This window comes from Dehalococcoidia bacterium (assembly GCA_003597995.1).
In the GTDB taxonomy this organism is placed as follows: domain Bacteria; phylum Chloroflexota; class Dehalococcoidia; order Dehalococcoidales; family UBA1222; genus SURF-27.
This window is the reverse complement of sequence record QZJY01000020.1, coordinates 1-21,062: the sequence shown is the minus strand read 5'-3', so window position 1 is coordinate 21,062 and position 21,062 is coordinate 1. Positions and strand designations below refer to the sequence as shown.

Below are 21,062 nucleotides of genomic sequence, written 5' to 3'. Positions count from 1 at the left end.
ATCGGAGTGTAACCTCATGGTATAATAGTTAAAGCGCATAAGGGGGTGGAGCGTGGAAAATACCGATGCTATAAAGGCTATGACTGACCCCGCTACAATCACAAAAAATACAATAGAATTACTAAGGCTATTCCTTGATAAATACGATTCAGAACTCGAAGCGAGTGAACATGGTGAATCGCCTCCAGAATGGAGTGAATGGGAAGATTTAATTAGCGAAATCAAGGTCGAAAACATCAATGATACTCTCAATAATTTCATTCGAATTTTAGTTGCCTATCTTCGTGCTCAAAGTATCACAACTGCCACAAATAACACTGTGATGCTTACTTTGATTGAGAAGATGGGCGAGAAGCTAACGAACCCATCTTCCACACCTTAACAAGTAGATTTTTTATACTAATTTCGGTTTCCCGTAATCCCTTAGATTCTTCAAATTTGCTTCTCAGGATTTTGCCATAATCTATTGATTCTAACGCATGGGAAACAAAGCTGTTTGCCATCTTATTTATCCCCCCTCACAAATTCAGTCCACGTTTTGAATGGTATCTTTAAACCTGCCTGTTCAGCAGGCGTTTTCCCCAGTGAAAGATGCGGTTTGAAAAAGTTATAGTGAACCAAGAAGCCGTCAAGTATGATTATGGCTGTCTCAAGTGTTTTGAAGCCTCGAATGACCTTTGTGCGGTCTTTGATAGTCCCTTGAAATCTCTCTATAACGTTCGTGTCATCTTGCGCTGCAAAAGGCGAACTTTGAATGTGGTCGGTATCTGAGCCAAAGGGCACTTCTATGCCATCCAAATAGGCAGCCAGCTTATCGGTGATGACTGTCTTAGGAATCCTACCCGCACGTTTGGCGGCCAGCTCCATCAGGCGTTGTGCTTGATATGTCCCACGTTTTTCAGAAAGGTAGCTTGCCAATAGGAAACGGGTATTTTTATCAATTAAATCCCAAAGCCAATAAAGCTCGCCATTAAACTTGATAGCCGTTTCGTCGGCAATCCAAATTCCACCCACTTTAGGCTTATACGACTCCATCATTTTGACGGCCTTCTCAGTGTATGAAATTACCCAGCGATAGACAGTAGACTCGTTTACGGGATTGCCGCTCTCGGAAAGATGCCGAGCAATATCGGCAAACGAGAGGCCGTCATAGTAGGAACTAATGCTCGTACCAATATTCTCGGCAGTCGAACGCTTGCCAAAAGGCATGTCTCGGTTAGTGAATTTACGCTTGCATACTTTGCAGATATACTCTTGCCCGCCTTCGCTTATGCCGTATTTCATAATGTCTTTTGAACCGCACCATTTGCAGACAATCGGCTCAGGCTCGGTGAAATGCCGATGCCCTATATCGCTATCAGCCGAGCATACATGAAGGGTGTGCGAGCCGTGCTTATATGGCTTCGCACCAGCTATCGAAGCATGGCAAATTTCAAATTTAGGATGAGGCATATTTAATTCACCTTTGTCAAAAGTAATGTTGTCCATTCTTCGGTATCCCAATGAATACCAGTATTATCTATATCTTCTAAATGGAGAACAGCGCTAAATGGCTTCCCCTCATTAACACGGGTTTTAATAAGCTCAAGTGTGTCTTGGCTTATTGGAAACTCCCAAGCATCTATTCGATTTACCGCTTGGGCGTTTACTTCTATAGTTTTAATAAACGGAGATTCACTTGGATGGCCGCTAAGTGTGAGTGTCCCCTTAAGTTTAAATTGACGTTTAATAATGAGTGAGCTTGGCAGAAATACTGTAACAAAAACAAGTGCTTCGTCATTAAAATACGCTCTATAAGCGTTAATTATTCTGATATATGGGAACACGCATAGGTTATTATCTTCTTCGAGCAACGAAAAGAAGAAGTTTCCGATTGACTGGATAGGTTTTCGAAGCCATTTTTTAGCAAGTATCATTACTAAAATAATAAAGGATATTATAGAAATGACTCTAGCTATCATCTGGAACCAATTAGCCGCCATTGGCCACCCCCACCCCACGAATGACGTGCAAATTGTTATCAGTGCCGAGATTAGCTTTTTTCTCATATGCTTTTACCTCACATTGAGGTAGCATACACCTAGCGGGAGATAGATTACACCCAGTTGCATGAGAACCCCTTCAAGACCATACTTGACGACTTCGTTAGAACCGCAATGCTTACAACCGAATTCAGTCAGCGTATATTTATAGACCTTTCTATGCTTGCGATAATTCGCTTACACTTTGAAAACTATCTTTTCCATATCTATTTCTTTCTGGCCTTATTCCAATAAGGGCTCATGCAGTTGGGGCATACAGTAGGGTTAGTTACCCTAGCCATCCACTTATGCTTACACCTTTTGCAAGTCTTGATGTGGATTACTTTTCTAGCTGGCATTAATCACCCCTTAAAAAAGAATACTAACACAGTATTACCTATATAGTATTCTTTAGATTTATGTTTGTCAAAATCAACACCTACTTGTGCGTGTGTGGTAAAATAGCGATGAACTTGGAGGTGCTATGTCTGAATTGCTAACAAATATAATCTATTGCGGCGATTGTCTTAAAAAACTCAAAGAGATACCAGACGAAAGCATAGACCTTATTTACATAGACCCACCCTTCAGCTCTAATCGTAACTATGTAGCGTTTTGGCAAGAGCAAGAAAAGCGGCATTTTGAGGATAGATTTGAAGATGCGCGTGCGTATGTAGATTATATGTCGCCACGCCTTAAAGAGTTATATCGTGTATTAAAAAATACTGGCTTATTTTTCTATCATTGCGATTGGCACGCGGCACATTACATTAAGGTCTTACTAGATAGGGATGATTATTTTGGGTATAACAATTTTAGAAATAACATTGTTTGGCATTACACAGGGCGCAGGATGGTATCACAAAACAAATTCAATTCAAAGCATGATGATATTTTGTTCTATGCAAAAAGTGAGCATGGCGTAATTTATAATTACCCCTCCGAAAAATATACACGTGAAGAATACCTCCAAATGAAAAAACAGGAACTTCATAGGGATGAAGATGGGCGTGAATGGATATGGGGGCATGCTGGTAAGGGCAAAAGCCACGAATATAAAATATACATTGATGAAGTGGTTGATAATGGGCGTGCGATAGATGATGTTTGGGACATACCAATCATCAATACATCTGCTAAAGAACGGCTTGGGTATCCTACCCAAAAACCCTTGACGCTATTGAACCGAATCGTAGGCTCATGTAGTAAGGACGGCGATGTAATCCTCGATGCATTTTGTGGTTGCGGAACAACGATAGTCGCCTCGCAATTACTAAAGCGTAAATGGATAGGCATTGATATATCCCCTACTGCTTGCAGGGTTATGGCGCAACGACTCGAAAGCATGGCGTTGAAAGAGGGCGGGGATTTTATCGTGCGGGATATGCCAAAATCTGTTGAAGAATTGAGGGTCTATCCTGCATTTGAATTCCAAAATTGGGCTATAAATGCCATAGGTGGAATCCCGAACAAAGCTAGGGTTAGGGATATGGGCATTGATGGGAAATTATATCCGATAGAGGATATTCAAAAAGAAAAATCGGACAAGCGGGATTTATTCGGGGAAATAGATAACTATATTCCGATACAAGTTAAAAGAACCGACCAAGTAGGACGACCAGAAATAGATGGGTTTATTACAGCCATGAAACGAGATAAGCGGAATCAGGGCATATTTGTAGGTTTTGACTTTAGCCGTGATGCTGATAAGGAAATCCGCAGGGCTGAAAGAGAAGAAGGTATTACCATCCGCCCGATAAAAGTGTCCGAAATAATCGAGTTACAGCTTGATAAAAGCCTTAAATAAAACAGAAGGGGGAAGAATGATGGTAGGTAAAGAAGGTTACATTGAGACTAGATTTGGAATTGTCATGGAGCAAATAACAGATGCGCTTGTCGGGATAAATGAGAACTTAGAAACGATTTCTCAGACGTTAAAGGAAATGCAAAAAGACATTAAGGAAATAAGTAAAGGCAGCTTTAAATAGCCTCGAATAGTATCCACGAATACCGAACAGAACCTTTTTCTCTTTTTCGGTTGCTAATAATGAGCCTCAAGAGTTAAAATATAATTTGCATCATTTACGGTGCTTTATATTCTTTTTGTCCCATGAGGAAGGAATTTATGAGTTCACTCGAAAAGGCAGACCCCGAAATCAGTTGTGCCATAGCCCTGGAAGGAAAACGGCAGAAAGAGACCATCAACCTCATCGCGTCAGAGAACTACACCAGCCGTGCCGTGCTGGAAGCCCAGGGCTCATTTTTAACCAATAAATACGCCGAGGGCTACCCCGGCAAGCGCTACTACGGCGGCTGCGGCAACATGGACACCATCGAATCCATCGCTATCGAACGGGCGCAAAAACTTTTCGGCGCGGAATACGCCAACGTGCAGCCTCACGCCGGCGCCCAGGCCAACATGGCAGCCTATTTTACTCTCATCGAATACGGGGACACCGTGCTGGGTATGGAGCTCTCGCACGGCGGACATCTTACTCACGGCTCTCCGGTCAACTTCTCCGGCAAAGCCTATAAGTTCGTGAGCTATGGCCTCAACCGCGAGACCGAGCGCATCGACTATGCCGAGCTTGAAAAACTGGCTGTCGAGCATAAACCCAAGCTCATCGTGGCAGGAGCTTCGGCCTATCCGCGCATTATAGATTTCGAACGCCTGCGCCGCATCGCCGATATGGTGGGGGCTAAAGTAATGGTGGACATGGCGCATATCGCCGGCCTCGTGGCGGCCGGCCTGCATCCATCCCCTATCCCTTACTCGGAGATGGTGACATCCACCACGCACAAGACGCTCAGAGGCCCGCGCGGCGGCTTCGTGCTGTGCCGAAAAGACCTGGGGCACGCTCTTGATTCGGCCGTCTTCCCGCGCATGCAGGGCGGCCCGCTGATGCACGTCATTGCCGCCAAGGCGGTGGCTTTCCTGGAGGCGTCAAAACCCGATTTTATCGACTACCAGAAACGCACGCTGCAGAATGCCTCCACGCTGGCAAGCGAGCTGAAGAGAGCCGGACTCCGCCTGGTGAGCGGCGGTACCGACAATCACCTGGTGCTGGTTGACCTGGCCAGCACCGGTGTCACCGGCAAGCAGGCCGAGGAGTCACTGGGACGAGCAGGTATAGTGGTTAACCGCAACACCGTGCCCTTCACCAACGGACACTCGGCCAGAGTGACCGGAGGCATGAGGCTCGGCACGCCGGCGGTGACCAGCCGCGGCTTCGGCGTGGAGGAGATGAAAGCCATCTCCTGCTTTATCGTCAAAATAATCAGCCACATAGATGACCCGGCAGTGGAAAAAGAGATACACGACGAAGTGCAGGGTATTTGCAGCCGCTTCCCGGTCCCGGGAGTGGACTCCTAGGCCGCAAGCGGCTGTTAATGAATGAAGGAGAATGCGGAATGGAAGAACTGAAGGTATTCGCCGGCCGGGCTCATCCCGCCTTGGCGCAATCCGTTTGCGACTACCTGGGTATGCCTCTGGGCAGGTGCGAGGTCACTCAGTTTTCCAATGAGAATATCTTTGTCCGCATCCTTGAGAACGTGCGCTCGCGTGACGTTTTTCTCATTCAGCCGGTCTGCTCTCCGGTGAACAACAACCTGGTGGAGCTGCTCATCATGCTGGATGCCTTCTGGCGCGCTTCAGCCGACCGCATCACTGCCGTCATACCCTATTACGGCTACGGCCGCACCGATAAAAAAGACCAGCCGCGCGTGCCCATTACCGCCCGCCTGGTGGCCGACCTCATCACCACCGCCGGGGCGTCGCGCGCCCTCCTGGTAGACCTGCATGCCGGCCAGATACAGGGCTTCTTCAGCATTCCGGTGGACGAGCTCTCCGCCCAGACCCTTATCGCTAACTATATCAAGAACAAAAAACTTAAAAACATGGTGGTGGTAGCCACCGATATCGGCATTTCCAAGAAATCGCGCGATATGGCCGCCCGCCTGAACGCCCCGTTGGCCATCGTAGAAAAGCGCCGCGTGGGCAACAACGACCAGACCGAAACGCTCAACATCATCGGCGACGTGGTTGGCAAAACAGCCATCACCTTCGACGACGAGATAGACACCGCCGGTTCGCTGGTGCACGCGGTGGAGGCCCTGCTCAAAGAGGGAGCCAAAGATGTGTACGCCTGCGCCTCGCACCCGGTCTTTTCCGGCCCCGCCATACAGCGCATCGCCGCCTCCCCGGTGAAAGAGGTTATCGTCACCGACACTATACCCGTGCCGCCGGGCAAGCACCTCGATAAGATTACGGTACTGCCCATCGCACCCCTGCTGGGCGAGGCCATCCACCGCATCCACACCGGGCTTTCGGTGGGCGCCATGTACGAAGAGCACAAATAACCTATAATAGTTGTGAAGAGGCTTAAAGCCTGCGGAGTAATCCGTAGCTGTCTTTCCGAGGGAGCGTAGCGACCGTGGGAATCTCCGGAAGCACTTCTTTGAAGGTATGACAGTGAGTGCCGGTGGACAAGATGATGGTGTCCTGCCATAGCAGAAATAATCCCTCATTTAGTAACCTACTACCAGGGATTGCCACGACCGCTTTCGGCGGTCTCGCAATGACAAGTATATGAGTTATGAAATCTAAAGACAGGCTGGTAAAGGTCTATACCGCCCACGGCGAGATGGAAGCGCAGGTCATTAAAGGCCTGCTGGAGAGCTGCGGCATACCCTCGCTCATGCAGGGTAACGCCGCTTTATCCATGCAGCCGTTCGTGATGGACGGCATGGGAGAGGTTAAAATAATGGTCGTTGAAGCGCAGGCCGACGAGGCCAGGAAGATAATAGAGGCACAAGCAGATGTTTAGCTGGTTCGCAGGTGATTCCAACGAGCGCGAGCTCAAAAAGCTGGCGCCCACTGTAAAACGCATTAACGAGCTCGACCCCGAGTTTCATAAGCTCAACGACGAAGAACTCAAGGGCAAGACGGCCGAGTTTATGAAACGGCTGGTCGATGCCGTTGCTGGTAAAAAGCAGGAAATCGACGATGTCAAAAAAGAGTTGGCGGAAGCCCAGAGCTGCCTGAATACCGTCGATGAGATAGACCGCAAAGCTGAGATTTCCGTCCAGTGCAAAAGATTGCAAGACGAAACCAGAGAGTTGGACAAGGACCTGCGCAAGGAAGAAAATGCCTTCCTCGACGAACTGCTGCCTGAGGCCTTTGCCGCCGTGCGCGAAGCCGCCAGGAGAACCATCCACCAGCGCCATTTCGATGTCCAGCTCATGGGCGGCATTGTGCTGCATCATGGCCGCATTGCCGAGATGCGCACCGGCGAGGGTAAAACGCTAGTGGCTACCCTGCCGCTATACCTCAATGCTCTCACCGGGCGCGGCGTGCACCTGGTTACCGTCAACGATTACCTGGCGAGGCGCGACCCATACTGGATGGGACCTGTCTTCCACGCCCTCGGTTTGAGCGTGGCCAGCATCTATCCCATGCAGTCCGAGGCAGAGCACCTGCCCTCCCGACTTTTCGACCCTGCTTATGATTCCGGCAAGGACACCGACCCCTGGCGCCACTTCAAGCCCATCCCGCGCAAAGATGCGTATCTGGCGGACATCACCTACGGCACCTCCGCCGAGTTCGGTTTCGACTATCTACGCGACAACATGGCCGTTGACCTCAGCCAGACCGTGCAGCGGGAACAGAACTATGCCATCGTAGACGAGGCTGACAACCTGCTCATAGATGAGGCACGAACGCCTCTCATTATCAGCGGCCCAGGAGAAACCCCTACCGATGAGTATCGTAAGATTTCACAACTTGTCAGCAAACTCAAGGGCAGGGAAATTGACCCATCGGAACGACGAAACATGTACAGTGAAGATTCCGAGGCTAAAAACGTTGGATACGACTATGAATACGATGAAAAGAACCAAAGTATTGTTCTTACACAAGAAGGTCAAGAAAAGCTCGCAATATGGTTACATGACCCTTTGCTTTTCGAGGATGAAACCCTAAGAAACAAAATAAGCGAAATCCAACCGCAGGGTGAGCGCAAAACAACACAGGAACCCATCGAAGAACCTTTGGAACGCACTCACAAGAAACAGCGTGTTCAAAACGCGCTACGCGCCAAACAGTTTTATCATATTGACCATCAGTATATGGTTAAAGAAGGTAAAGTTCTTATCGTTGATGAATTTACAGGTCGAGTCTTGGTGGGACGCCGCTATTCGGAAGGATTGCATCAAGCTATCGAAGCTAAGGAAAACGTCAAGGTTGAAGCAGAGAATCGGACATACGCAACTGTCACCATCCAGAACTATTTCCGCATGTACGCCAAGCTGGCCGGCATGACCGGCACGGCCGTCACCGAGGCCGAGGAATTTTCCAAAATATACAAGCTGGAAGTAGTGGTCATCCCCACCAACAAGCCGCAGGCGCGTGAAGACGCCAGCGACCAGATATTCAAGAACGAAGAATCCAAGTTCAAGGCGCTGGTGCGCGAAGTGGAAGAAATGCACAAGCTGGGCCGCCCGGTGCTCATCGGTACGGTGGCCATCGAGAACTCGGAGATACTGAGCGAAATGCTCAACCGCCGCGGCATCAAACACAATGTGCTCAACGCTAAGAAGCACGAGCAGGAGGCTCAATTTATCGCAGAAGCGGGGAATCCCGGCGCTGTTACCGTGGCCACCAATATGGCCGGGCGCGGCGTGGACATCATACTGGGCGGCAAGCCGCCTGAAGGCGGCGACGAAAAGGCGAAAGCCGAGTGGCAGGCCAGGCACGACAAGGTGGTAGCCCTTGGAGGGTTACACGTCCTCGGCAGCGAGCGCCATGAAGCGCGCCGTATCGATAACCAGCTCCGTGGCCGCGCCGGACGCCAGGGCGACCCCGGTTCGTCGCGCTTCTACGTGGGACTGGACGACGAGCTGATGCGCCGCTTCGGCGGCGAACGCATACAGGGCATCATGAACTGGGCCGGCATGGACGAGAACACGCCCATTGAGAACCGGCTTATTTCGCGCAGCATCGAAAACGCCCAGACCAAGGTCGAGGGCTTCAACTTCGACATCCGCAAGCACCTGGTGGACTACGACGACGTCATCAACAAACAGCGCGAGATTATTTACGGCGAGCGCCACAAAATCCTCAGCGGCGCCGACCTGCGCTCCAACATACTGGACATGGTCAAGGCCGTCATCGAAGTAGAGGTGGATAGATTCGTAAAAGTGCCCGGTGGAGAGGAGCCCGATTTCGCCGCGCTGAGAACCGCTATTAACAACATATTCCCTGTCCCGCCGGAGATTACTCCCGAAGCGCTGGCTCAAATGCAGACTGAGGAAGCAGTGGACCAGTTCGTCCAGACGGCCGAGGAGCTTTACGCCAAAAAGGAAGGAGAAGTAGGGCCAGCCAACATGCGCACACTGGAACGGTTGGTGATGCTGCGCGTCATTGACACGCTGTGGGTGGAGCACCTCACCGCTACAGACAATATGCGTCAAGGAGTAGGGCTTGAATCAATGCGAGGGTTGGATCCCATAGTGGCCTATAAACAACGAGCTAGTATCATGTTCGAAGAGCTTCGCGATGCCATCCGCGACGACGTGACGCATCTGATATACCGCGTATCCATCTCTAAACCCGGAGCACCGGGGCAGGCGGCCCCGCCCCCCTCTTCCCCAATGACCAAAATAGTGGGCAAGCCGGGCGAGAATAAGCCGTCGCTTAAACCAGGTCAGAAGCCGGGGCGCAACGAGCCCTGTCCCTGCGGCAGCGGCAAGAAGTACAAGCATTGCTGCGGGAAGTGAGAAATGTCAGCGAGCGGTGAAACTTCAACCCCCGTCCCTGCCGTTGACGAGGCTGTACACCGTTTCAAGACGGACATATCCTCCGGCAAAAACTGGTATTTAGCCCTGCTGGAGGCGGTGAAAAACTGGCCTGTCAGCGAGGAAACCGCCGGCGGCAAGACCTATCACTACATCATCGCCGATGAAGCCTTTGATTTGCTGCAAGTGGCAGAACGCCTGCTCAAGGCCGCTGGAGACTTCATCCCTGAAAAGGAAAAAATGGATTTCCTTTTCCACAACAAACCCCCAGCAGTGCTCACGCCTGACAAGACCAAAGAGCTGCTGGGCGACAAACGCTTCGGCCAGTACCTCAACTTCTTCTACGGCGTCACCGCCGAGGAGGCGCTTTTACAGGCTGTGGAAGAAGAGGTGCGCAAGGAAGAGGGCGGGCTCAACATGCACAAAGAGGCGCAGATTATCGACGAGACCTACCGCCGTATCTACGAAGAGCCGCAGCGTGTTTTGCTGCACCAGTTCCGCAAGGAAAAGGGCTACGCTTCGGGCGTAAGCACCACGCTTCAGCAGATGAAGGAATTCAGCTACTGGCGCTTCAAGTACCGCTTGCAGCACTGTGAAAAGCCCCGCATCGCCTCGGATACCAAGAAAGCCCTCGACTGGATGAGAAAAAACACAAGCCGATAAATTCTAAGCGCCCAATTTCAAATACTAAATAAGCTCAAAACTCAAATATTAAATGACCTAAACTTTGCATTTTGAAATTTGAATTTATTTAGGATTTAGATATTAGAATTTAGTATTTATCCCGGTCTATTGACACCACTCTCTTTCTATGTGAAAATGTGCCCGGATTCAGGAGGTAAAGTATGTGGAATCTAAGGTTGTCCATGATACTGTACGGAGCTATCCAGATGGCCGAAGGCCTGGTCATGTGGCTGATGCCTGACCGGATATACGGCTATATCGGCTTCGACAAGTTCCCCACTGAATTTCCGACTTACATGTCGGTAGCCACCGATTTTGTGGCTTATATCCTTGCTATCACTGGAGCCACCCTTATCGCTGGCGGATTCTTTTTCATTATCGGCAGCTTTAACCCTGTAAAGAACGTCAATGCCGTCAGGTTCGCCATCCTGTGGAGCGCTCTCACTCTGGTCGGGCAGATTTACACCATTGTGAAAGGGTATGTCACTTTCGGAGCCATCTGGTGGAACCTGCTGGTAACCGCGCTTTTCCTTATCGGCTTCCTCTTGTTCTTCCCCTGGCCCTGGAGGCGCGAGAGTTACAAGTAGGTTTACTCGAATTCAGGTTGAGTAAGAAAAATCCCCGCTCACATGAGCGGGGATTATATTTTTTTCCTCCCTTGAGGGGAGAGGCATAGGTGAGGGTGAATGATTTTAGTTCATCGTACGTTTTGTGTATCTCAAAGCAGAAAGTGTCTATCCCGCCAGCCGCTCCTTATGCTCTTTGAGGCGTGTCAGTTTCTCACGCGCGGAAGCCCGCTTTTCCTGCTGCTTCTCTACTACCGCCGCCGGGGCCTTGTCGCAGAAGGCTTTGTCACCTAGCAGCGTTTCCAGTCTGCCTATTTCCAGCACGGCATCGGTCATTTCCTTCGTGATGCGCTCCATTTCGCTGCGCAGGTCGAACATGCTGGCCATAGGAATGACCACCTCGCTCGTCTCCAGCACCAGCACCAGCGCCTGCGGCGGCACCTCGCCTTTGCGTTCGGCTTCTATGGTGACTCTGGCTTTGGCCAGCGTCTCAATAGCCCCTGCGTAGGGTTTGAGCAGGGGAGCGAGTTCGCCAGCATAGACGCTGGCCTCGATAAGACGGTTGGTCTCTACCTCATATTCGGCGCGCGTGTTGCGCACCGAGCGCACGATTTCGATGAGGGAATCTATCACCAACTCGGCAGCGATGTCTGGACTCATCTCGGCAGCCTCCGGGTAGGATGCCACCATGATGGAGTCGCCACAGCCCAGGTTGAAGGCGCGGTTAAGGTTTTGCCACAGCTCCTCGGTCACAAAGGGCATGTAGGGATGCAGCATGCGCAGGGAGGTTTCCAGCACGTGCACCAGCACCGGCAGCGGCGATGAGGCAAATTTATCCGCCAGGCGCGTCTTGGCCAGCTCGATATACCAGTCGCAATACTCGCCCCACAGGAAATCGTGTATCTTGCGCAGCGCCTCGCCGAACTCGAACTCCTGCATCAACTCGGATGCCTCAGCCACTGTGCCATTGAGGCGCGAGATTATCCAGCGGTCTTCGAGCGTCAGAGCCGAGACGTTGATGGTGGCGTCCGCGCCGTCTTTGCCGGCGTAACGCAGCACGAAGCGCGCGGCGTTCCACAGCTTGTTGGCGAAGTTGCGTCCAGCCTCCAGTTTGGTGGAGGACAACTTGCTGTCATTGCCGGGCGTAGTGCCCGTGATAACGGCAAAGCGCAGGGCATCTGTTCCGTATTTATCCATGACCGCGAGCGGGTCGATGACGTTGCCCTTGGTCTTGCTCATTTTGTCGCCTTTTTCGTCGCGGATGAGCCCGTGCAGGTAAACGTAGCGGAAAGGCGGCTCGCCCATGTTCTCAATGCCCATCATTATCATGCGCACCACCCAGAAGAAAAGAATATCGTAGGCCGTTTCCATGACGGTGGTGGGATAGAAATACGCGAGGTCCTGCGTTTTATCCGGCCATCCCAGCGTGGAGTGCGTCCAGAGTCCCGAGGAGAACCAGGTATCCAGCACGTCTGGGTCCTGCTTGAGGTGTTCCGAGCCGCACTTGAGGCATTTTTTGGGTTCGTCCGTGGCGACTATCGTCTCGCCGCAGCCGCAGTACCACACCGGGATGCGGTGCCCCCACCACAGTTGCCTGGAAATGCACCAGTCGCGGATGTTCTCCATCCAGTTGAGATAGACCTTGGTGAAGCGCTCCGGAACGATGGTGATCCGGCCGCTCTTGACGGCCTCGATAGCGGGCTCAGCCAGCGGGGCAATCTTGACAAACCACTGGCGGCTGGCGATGGGCTCTATAACTGTGCGGCAGCGCTGGCAGTGCCCCACGGCATGGGTGTGGGGTTCTACCTTTTCCAACAAGCCCTCTCCATCGAGTTCCGCGACGATAGCCTTGCGCGCGGCGAAGCGGTCCATGCCGGCGAACTTGCTGCCGTTCTCGTTGATGCTGACGTCGTTGGCAAGAATATTGACCACAGGAAGGTTATGTCGTAAGCCAATCTCAAAGTCCGACGGGTCGTGAGCCGGGGTCACCTTGACCGCGCCCGTGCCGAACTCGGTCGAAACGGAATCATCGGCAACCACGGGAATAATCCTGTTCATCAACGGGAGTTTTACATTTTTGCCGACGAGGGATTTATAGCGTCCGTCCGCCGGATTGACGGCCACAGCGGTGTCGCCCAGCATGGTCTCGGGGCGGGTGGTGGCTACGGTGATAAATCCGCTGCCGTCCTCCAGCGGGTACTTGATATACCAGAGGTGGGCCGATACGTCCTCGTGCTCCACTTCGAGGTCGGAGAGGGCGGTGGCGCAGCGTGCGCACCAGTTTATGATGCGCTCCCCGCGGTAAATGAGCCCCTTCTCGTACAGATTGACGAAGAAGGTGCGCACGGCGCGTGAGGGGCCGGGGTCGAGTGTAAAACGCTCGCGCGTCCAGTCACAGGAGACGCCCAGCCGCTTGTGCTGGTTGGAGATGTTGGCGCGGCAGCCGTTGACCCACTGCCACATGCGCTCATTGAACTTCTCGCGGCCTATCTGGTGACGCGTCAACCCCTCTTTGGCGAGCATCCTCTCGACCACCACCTGCGCCGCGATGCCGGCATGGTCCTCGCCCGGCAGCCACAGCGTGGGCTCTCCCATCATGCGGTGCCAGCGTATCATGATGTCTTCCAGCGTGGCGGTGAGGGCATGGCCCAGGTGCAGGTCGCCGGTGATGTTGGGGGGCGGCTGGATGATGACAAAGGGCTTCTTGGACGGGTCTATCTGCGGTGTGAAGTAGCCCTTCTGCATCCAGTAGGCGTACCACTTCTGCTCTACCTGGTGCGGCTCGTAGGCCTTGGAGAGTTCGGGTATGGATTGGTCTGTCATGGCGCTCGTCCTTTGCAAATATATAAGTTGCCTATTTTACCACTTATGACTGACGAGTGCCTAAACCGATTCGAGCGGTTGAGGTCGATTCGTATTCGTTTCCCGGCGAAAAATTTTTCTGGGAAACAAATGCTCCTTTTCAGGCATGAGCCAGGCGTGGGAAACAATTACTGATTAGTAGGGTTTAGTAATGTTATTTTGCCTCTTTTTGGCTCAAATGCGGGGTTATTCAATTGTTAAATCGCTCATGCGCTCAGCACATCAAGGGGATATAGAACATCTGTACTGTTATACAGCAGAAGGCACGGAATGTAAAGAGTTGAATGACGCATCTGCTTTCTTCATCAATGTCATTGTCGGGCTCGACCCGACAATCCAGAGGCGTCGGCACGGCGTGCTGTGCCACTACATGACGCGGGCGAGGCATGCCTCGCCCCTACTCAAATGGAAATTGGAGGTGTTTTATGGAATCAAAAATGCCCTTGTGATACTGTTTCAAATATTTCAAGAGAGGGAGAGCGGTTTTCCCCTCATCCAAGTGCAGCAGTGCCCAAGCTGCACTATCCCTCACAAACCCATTTTCTCTATCATTTTCCAGAACGCTAATCAAAGGTTCGATGGCGGTGTTATCTCCTATTTTACCTAGAGCTGCTGCCGCCGTTCCCCTTACCCTCGATTCGTCATTGCGGAGCATGAGACGAACCAAAGGCGCAGTGGCTTCTTTATCGCCTATGTCACCCAAAGTAAAAATTATCTGGTTTTGAAATGCGTAGTCGTCATCCCCGTGTGAAGTATTATATTTAATAGCATTGATTAGCGGTTCGACAGCATCATGGTCTTTTATCAAGGCGAGGGACATTAAAACATTGCACTCCGGTGCCTCTTTGTCGATAACTGTTTCAAGTATCTTTAGTAGTGGAACTGTGGCTTCTTTAGCATTCTCGCCTATTTGCCCTAGAGCAGCGATGGCTGTGTCTCTCAGGTCGGTGCCCAGAGCAAATATCAGTTCTCCAACCCCCAACGTGCCCAGGTTTTTAAGAACTGACAACGCTATTTCGCCTATATCAGTATCAAGGTAATTGATTATAATACCTGCCGCTTCCTTTGATGCTATTTTGCCCAATGAATGTAATATGGCTTCGCGATTGAGTTTTGCTGTATGAACATTCTGAAGAAGAAGACAGAGCGGCCTTACCGCTTTCTCGCTTCCAATATCACCTAAAGCTCTCACGGCAATATCCTGAAAAGAATCGCTTAATAATGCACAGATGATAGGTTCTACCGCCGTTTTAGCTTTCAACATACCCAAAGCGTTGATAGCAAACCGAACATCACTCGGATATTTGGATTTTTCAACAATGTTAATCAGCGCTCCAACGTCCTTTTTGCTTTGAAGCTCTCCGATTGTTTCAATACCAAGCTTTTTTGAGATGTCTATCAAATTGGTCTCCGCTGATATGAATCTGTAAGATTATACTCCAAATTATTCTTGTAGAGAATATTATCGACTGGCATATTTTCTATGATTTAACCTGCACGCTCCACCCTGGGCTTAAGGATGTTACCCTACTCGTTCGCCACCACCCAATCCCACACCTTATCCGCCACCTCGCGCTTGGTCATGAGGGGCAGGTCTTCTTCGTTGCCGTCGCGGCTGATGAGCGTCACCTTGTTGGTGTCCGTGCCGAAACCGCTGCCCTTGGCCGTGACGTCGTTGGCTACGATGAGGTCGAGCACCTTGTCTGCCAGCTTCTTCTTGGCGTTGACTACGAGGTTTTCGCTCTCGGCGGCGAAACCCACGCGGATAAAGTTGCCGTCAACCTCGGCCAGTATGTCGGGCGTGCGCTCAAGCTCCAGGTTGAGCGCCAGCGCCGCTTTTTTAATCTTTGATTTTGCCATTACTTTGGGTTTGAAATCGGCCACCGCCGCCGCCATCACTAAAGCATCGGCCTTCTTGACAGCTTTCTGCACCGCTTCGAGCATCTGGCCTGCGCTTTCCACGTAAACCACTTCCATCCCGCCGGGTTGGGGCAGGCTAGCGGCTGAAATAAGCGTCACAGTTGCTCCCCTGTCGCGGGCGGCCTCGGCTAAAGCGCAGCCCATCTTGCCGGACGAGCGGTTGCCGATGAAGCGCACCGGATCGATAGGTTCGCGCGTGCCCCCGGCGGTAACCACCACCTTCTTGCCCGCCATATCCCCATCCCTGCCCAGCACCATCTTGATGGCGCCGATTATCTGCTCAATTTCAGCCAGGCGCCCCTTCCCTACCGCATCGCAAGCCAGACTTCCGGTGCCAGGTTCGACGATGGTGAAACCGCGCTCTTTGAGCTTGGCCAGGTTTTCCTGGGTGACGGAATTCTCGTACATATTGACGTTCATGGCCGGAGCGATGACGACCGGGGCTTTGGTCGCCAGGACGGTGGCGGAGAGCAGGTCGTCGGCCATGCCGCAGGCAATTCTGGCGATGATGTTGGCCGTAGCCGGAGCAATAACCACCACGTCTGCCGCCTGCGCCAGGGACACGTGCTGGATGCTGAACTCCGAGGACATCTCCCACATGTCGGAAGCTACCGGACGGCGCGTCAGCGAACGCAGCGTGAGCGGCGAGATGAACTTCTGCGCCGCATCCGTCATGACCACGTCCACCCTGACGCCCGCGTGAGTCAGCTTGCTGGCCAGCTCCGCCGCCTTGTAAGCCGCTATGCTCCCCGTAATCCCCAGAACGACTATCTTGTCCGTCAACATATCATCAACCTCCTGAACTATCAGTCAATAATACAAATCCACTCACGATTTTTGCTGTGCCCGTCAGACATCCTAAAGAATCCCTCTTAATCTCCCCTTTCCAAGGGGAGAAACTCACTCACCCTCACACATTCGCTACGCTCAGTGCAGGCTCTCAATCCTCTCCCGCCGAGGGAAAGGGAAAGATTATTTATGTCTTATTGAGCTGATTTATTATCCTCAACCCTATCAAAGCCAGGTCGGGATTGACCATTTCTATAACATCCGTCTCTTTGAGTATGAGCGAGGCATAACCCCCGGTGGCAATGACTCTGGCCTTCTCCGGTAGCTCTCGCTGAATGCGCTGCACCATGCCCTCCACCAGCGAGGTGTAGCCGAAAATGATGCCCGACTGCATGGCGCTGACGGTGCTCGTGCCGATAGCCTTTTTGGGGGCAGCGAGCTGCACGCGGTAGAGCTGGGCCGGGCGGGTGAAAAGAGCCTCCGCCGCCATCATGATGCCGGGCGCGATGGCTCCCCCCAGGTAGTCCCCCTCTCTGGAGACGGTGTCGAAAGTAGTGGCCGTGCCCATGTCCACGATGATGGTCGTGCCGGGGTAAAGCGAGTGGACGGCGGCAGCATTGACGATGCGGTCGGCGCCCACCTCCCTGGGGTTATCCATGCGAATGCGCACGCCTGTCTTGATGCCTGCGCCCACAACAAGAGGGGATATACCGAAATGCTTTCGCAGTAGTTCTTCGAAAGTGGGGATGAGCGGGGGCACGGTGCACCACATAGCGGCTTCGGTAAGGTCCGATTTCTCGACGTTTCCCTGTTCGAGCAGACTGAACAGCGTAACGGAGTACTCATCCGGCGTGTGACGTATGTCGGTGGCGATGTGCCAGGCGGATGCCAGCTTTTCCCCGTCAAAAACGCCGAGCTTGATGGAGGTATTGCCGATTCCGATTGCCAATAACATTGCTTTGTCCTCGATACGAAAATACTAAATCCCAATTTCTAAATTCTAAATAAGTTCAAATTTCAAAATCCAAAGTTTAAAACATTTGATATTTGAATTTTGATATTATTTAGTGTTTGGTGCTTAGAATTTGGTGCTTCTCGTTTCCTTTTAGCTCCTTTATTACCAGCGGCAATTCCGGCAGGAGGTCCGAGGCTATCATGCCGGCATCTCCCAGCCTCTGCCTGACTCTCTCGCCAGCTTCAGAGTGCAGATAGACTCCAAGTTTCGCGCCGTCAAAGAGCTTCATGCCCTGCGCCAGCAGCCCGGCAATGGCCCCGGCCAGAACATCACCCGTGCCCGCCGAGGCCAGCCCGGCATTGGCGGAGGGGTTGATGCGCAGCGCACCGTCCGGCGCGGCGATAACGGTATTGGCTCCCTTGAGCACTATGGTCTTGTTCCATTCAGCGGCTTTTTGACTGGACACTTCGAAGCGGTTGGCCTGAACGTCTTCTGTGGTCAGCCCGCACAGGCGCGCCATTTCGCCGGGATGGGGCGTCAACACCATATCGAATGGGATGCGTTTCCACCATTCTCTCACGCTGGCAAGGTAATTGAGGGCATCGGCATCCAGAACAATTTTCTGTGATTCCTGCAACCTGAAGATGGTCTTGAGCGCCAGCTCTTTGGCGGTAGGTTTTTGCCCCAGCCCGCAGCCGATGAGCACGGCATTATAATCCGGCGCGGCTTCGAGAATAGTTTTATAAGCATCGGGATATACCGTACCCGAAGGCGACTCAATCAGGGGCAGATAGGTGGCTTCCGCCAGCCTGGAAGCAATCACTTCCCGCAGGCTCCTGCCGGCGGCCAGTGTCACAAGCCCCACCCCAACTCTCATGGCGCCGCTGCAAGCCAGATAGGCCGCGCCGATATAATTGACCGAGCCAGCCACCACCAGCGCTTTGCCGAAACTGCCCTTGTGAGAATACGGAGCGCGGTGAGGCAATGCCGCGCGCGCCCACTCCGATGTGACTGTCTCCGACTTGAGATTCTCGGTAAGCTGTACGGGTATACCGATATCGGCCACGATAACCTCACCCGCTCTTTCGGCACCGGAAGGAGCATACAGCCCGCGCTTGGGCAGGCCGAGGGTAACGGTGTAGTCGGCGAAAGGTGCCACCGGGTCGGCTGAACCGCTGTCGGCGTTCAGGCCGGACGGCAGGTCCACAGCCAGGATTTTGAGCGCCGGGCGCGCATTTTTGGCTTCTCCCAGCCTTAACAGCACTTTTTGAAAAATACCTTCAATGGCGCGGCTCTGGCCTGTTCCGAAGATGGCGTCTATAACCATATCGGCTGACGCGAGTAGGTCGAGTAACTGAGCCTGATTGGCATCCGCCTCAGAGCCTACGGTGGTAATGCCCCACTCCAGAGCCAGTTTAAGATTCGCATCGTCGGATGGCCGCTGGGAGCAAAGATAGAGGTTGACCTCCCCGCCCCACTCACGCAGGTAGCGCGCCGCCACCAGCCCATCGCCGCCGTTGTTGCCTGGACCGGCCAGCACCAGCACTTTTTTGCCAGCGAGGCCGCCAAGCAGACGCCGCGCGTTTTCAGCCACCGCCCGTCCGGCGTTCTCCATCAGTTGAGAGGTAGGTATGCCGAGTTTTTCAGCTTCGGTTTCGAGCTGCTTCATTTCCACTGCCGTTACGATTTTCATATGAAACGAGTTTAACAACAATCAAGGGCATTATCAACACCCGGCGCTCAAAAATACGAAATACGAATATCGAAGCACGAGACAAATGGGGAAATTCTAAATTCTAATATCTAAAAACTAAACAAGCACGAATGACCCAAATCCAAATTTCCAAGTGTTTTGAGCATTTGAGTTTCGGAACTTCGAGTTTGTTTCGGATTTCGCATTTCGTGCTTCGTATTTACCCTTTTGACTCCCTTTTTTGCCGAAGCCAAAAGTATTAAAGCTTATCAATCCGGCCCGTCATCGCCTGCCAGTGCGTGCCGCGCCAGTAGATACGCTTGCAATGAGGGCATTCCATGTATTGCGCCTGAGTCTGGAACACATAAGGAGGCACTCTGTCCTTCACCTCCTCTTTACCCCTTAATTCCAGAGGATGATTGTCCTCGATACAGAGAGTAAAAGGACAAAAACTATCTTTTAGTCGGAGTGATTTTATGACATGGCATACCTGCTCTTCGGGACGATCAGAGACGAGCAAAACAGCTTTGAGCCGCCCGCTCGTCACCAGCTTCCTTTGCATGATGCGGGTGTTGCGCGTGAGGATTATTCTGCCCTGTTCCAGCGCCAGCTGCACCATCTCGCCGTCATCTCGGCCATCGAAAAAGAGGGTATCGAAGCCCAGCATGCGCAGTAAACGCGCCAGCTTGCCTACATTCTGGTCGGCCATAAAGCGAGGAGCGTCCATGACAGTCTAAATATAGCAGGTTTACTCCAGCATATTGCCTGCTTTTAACGGCAATTTTACGGCAAATCTCGCTGCCTCCACGGATGAATTAGCTTTAACCGTTCATAAACCAGCTTCAAACCGGTTGCCATAAAGGCTTTTTTATGTTACTATTTGTGATTATTCCCCGGCTCAAGAGAGGGGGCTACTTTTGCCTAAGATTTACCTCATCGACGTAACCAACCGCGACGGCGTGCAGACCGCCCGCCTGGGGCTGTCCAAGCTCGAAAAGACCATGATAAACCTCTACCTGGACGAAATGGGCATTTTTCAGAGCGAGTTCGGCTTCCCCACTACGCGCCACGAGCAGCGTTACCTTCAGGCCAACCTGGAGCTGGCCAAAATGGGTGTCATCAAGCACATAGTGCTCGGCGGCTGGATGCGCGCTATCGTCGAGGACGTCGAACTGGCCTTCAAGCAAGTGCCTACCATCAAACACCTCAACCTCTCCATTTCCACATCGAACCAGATGATCGACGGCAAGTTCAAAGGCCGCAAGAACAAAGACGACATCATCGCCGAGATGACCGAAGCGCTGGACGCCGCGCTGGCTCATGGGGCCGAGAGCGTGGGAATCAACGCCGAAGACGCCTCGCGTACCGACCTGGATTATCTGGTGAAATACGGACAGGCCGCTAACGCTCACGGGGCCGCCCGCCTGCGCTATTGCGACACGCTGGGTTACGACAATCCGTTCTCCATATACGAGACCGCCAGAACGCTGGCGCAAAAAGTCGAGTTGCCTATCGAACTGCATTGCCACGGCGACCTGGGCATGGCAGTCGCCACTTCTATCGCCGGCGCCAAAGGCGCTATCGACGGCGGCCAGGACGCCTACATCAACACGACTGTCAATGGCATCGGAGAACGTGCCGGCAATGCCGACCTGGTGTCGGTAATACTGGCCATCACCAAGTCCAAGGGATTCAACGAAAAATATCAGCTTGCCGGGAATATCAAGCTCGACAAAGCCTGGAAGCTGGCCCAGTTTGCCAGTTATGCCTTTGGAGTG

At 52.3% G+C, this 21,062-nt stretch carries 17 protein-coding genes; 9 read left to right on the top strand and 8 right to left on the bottom strand.

Translation table 11 applies throughout. The features are described from left to right. Nucleotides 1–52: 52 nt before the first annotated feature. Nucleotides 53–382 (top strand): hypothetical protein, encoded by a 330-nt coding sequence (locus tag C4542_03135; protein RJO62589.1) that lies wholly within the window; start codon nucleotides 53–55, stop codon nucleotides 380–382. A gap of 122 nt (nucleotides 383–504) precedes the next feature. Here C4542_03135 and C4542_03130 read toward each other — a convergent pair whose 3' ends face one another. Beyond that, nucleotides 505–1,488, bottom strand: a complete 984-nt coding sequence (locus tag C4542_03130; protein ID RJO62588.1) for an IS6 family transposase — start codon at nucleotides 1,486–1,488, stop codon at nucleotides 505–507. Then, on the bottom strand, nucleotides 1,455–1,982 hold the full coding sequence (locus tag C4542_03125; GenBank protein RJO62587.1) for a hypothetical protein: 528 nt from the start codon (nucleotides 1,980–1,982) through the stop codon (nucleotides 1,455–1,457). Before C4542_03125 ends, C4542_03130 begins: the two co-directional genes overlap by 34 nt. A gap of 523 nt (nucleotides 1,983–2,505) precedes the next feature. Here C4542_03125 and C4542_03120 point away from each other — a divergent pair. The 7 genes from C4542_03120 (at nucleotide 2,506) to C4542_03090 (ending at nucleotide 11,086) form a co-directional block, all read left to right on the top strand. Further along, the gene (locus tag C4542_03120) at nucleotides 2,506–3,828 is read left to right on the top strand and encodes a hypothetical protein (GenBank protein RJO62586.1); all 1,323 of its coding nucleotides are present in this window, start codon (nucleotides 2,506–2,508) and stop codon (nucleotides 3,826–3,828) included. 318 nt (nucleotides 3,829–4,146) lie between these two features. Then, nucleotides 4,147–5,394 (top strand): serine hydroxymethyltransferase, encoded by a 1,248-nt coding sequence (locus C4542_03115; GenBank protein RJO62585.1) that lies wholly within the window; start codon nucleotides 4,147–4,149, stop codon nucleotides 5,392–5,394. A gap of 11 nt (nucleotides 5,395–5,405) precedes the next feature. Further along, nucleotides 5,406–6,380, top strand: a complete 975-nt coding sequence (locus C4542_03110) for a ribose-phosphate pyrophosphokinase (protein ID RJO62603.1) — start codon at nucleotides 5,406–5,408, stop codon at nucleotides 6,378–6,380. Nucleotides 6,381–6,616: 236 nt separating this feature from the next. Next, on the top strand, nucleotides 6,617–6,847 hold the full coding sequence (locus C4542_03105) for a DUF2007 domain-containing protein (GenBank protein ID RJO62584.1): 231 nt from the start codon (nucleotides 6,617–6,619) through the stop codon (nucleotides 6,845–6,847). Next, entirely contained in the window at nucleotides 6,840–9,797 is a 2,958-nt protein-coding gene (gene secA, locus C4542_03100; protein RJO62583.1) for a preprotein translocase subunit SecA, read from the top strand. The genes C4542_03105 and secA overlap by 8 nt, the downstream gene beginning before the upstream one ends. A gap of 3 nt (nucleotides 9,798–9,800) precedes the next feature. Next, nucleotides 9,801–10,478 carry a hypothetical protein gene (locus C4542_03095; GenBank protein ID RJO62582.1) on the top strand — a complete coding sequence of 226 codons (678 nt, stop codon included), beginning with the start codon at nucleotides 9,801–9,803 and terminating at the stop codon, nucleotides 10,476–10,478. A 203-nt stretch (nucleotides 10,479–10,681) separates the two neighbouring features. Continuing rightward, nucleotides 10,682–11,086, top strand: coding sequence for a hypothetical protein (locus C4542_03090; GenBank protein ID RJO62581.1), 405 nt, complete (start codon nucleotides 10,682–10,684; stop codon nucleotides 11,084–11,086). 147 nt (nucleotides 11,087–11,233) lie between these two features. Here the strand turns inward: C4542_03090 and C4542_03085 are convergent, their stop codons facing one another. The 6 genes from C4542_03085 to C4542_03060 all read right to left on the bottom strand — a co-directional run bounded on the left by C4542_03085 (nucleotide 11,234) and on the right by C4542_03060 (nucleotide 20,011). Further along, the gene (locus C4542_03085; protein ID RJO62580.1) at nucleotides 11,234–13,888 is read right to left on the bottom strand and encodes a valine--tRNA ligase; all 2,655 of its coding nucleotides are present in this window, start codon (nucleotides 13,886–13,888) and stop codon (nucleotides 11,234–11,236) included. A 436-nt stretch (nucleotides 13,889–14,324) separates the two neighbouring features. Further along, complete coding sequence (locus tag C4542_03080; GenBank protein ID RJO62579.1) at nucleotides 14,325–15,329, bottom strand: HEAT repeat domain-containing protein; 1,005 nt, start codon at nucleotides 15,327–15,329, stop codon at nucleotides 14,325–14,327. 125 nt (nucleotides 15,330–15,454) lie between these two features. After that, a complete protein-coding gene (coaBC, locus tag C4542_03075) occupies nucleotides 15,455–16,633 on the bottom strand; it encodes a bifunctional phosphopantothenoylcysteine decarboxylase/phosphopantothenate--cysteine ligase CoaBC (protein RJO62578.1) in 1,179 nt (392 codons plus the stop codon). 190 nt (nucleotides 16,634–16,823) lie between these two features. After that, nucleotides 16,824–17,591: a type III pantothenate kinase gene (locus tag C4542_03070; protein RJO62577.1), complete on the bottom strand. Its 768-nt coding sequence runs from the start codon at nucleotides 17,589–17,591 to the stop codon at nucleotides 16,824–16,826. A gap of 109 nt (nucleotides 17,592–17,700) precedes the next feature. Next, on the bottom strand, nucleotides 17,701–19,284 hold the full coding sequence (locus C4542_03065; protein ID RJO62576.1) for an NAD(P)H-hydrate dehydratase: 1,584 nt from the start codon (nucleotides 19,282–19,284) through the stop codon (nucleotides 17,701–17,703). 259 nt (nucleotides 19,285–19,543) lie between these two features. Beyond that, complete coding sequence (locus tag C4542_03060) at nucleotides 19,544–20,011, bottom strand: hypothetical protein (GenBank protein ID RJO62575.1); 468 nt, start codon at nucleotides 20,009–20,011, stop codon at nucleotides 19,544–19,546. A 190-nt stretch (nucleotides 20,012–20,201) separates the two neighbouring features. Here C4542_03060 and C4542_03055 point away from each other — a divergent pair. Next, nucleotides 20,202–21,062 (top strand): homocitrate synthase (locus C4542_03055; protein ID RJO62574.1); only part of this gene is annotated, 861 nt, incomplete at its 3' end.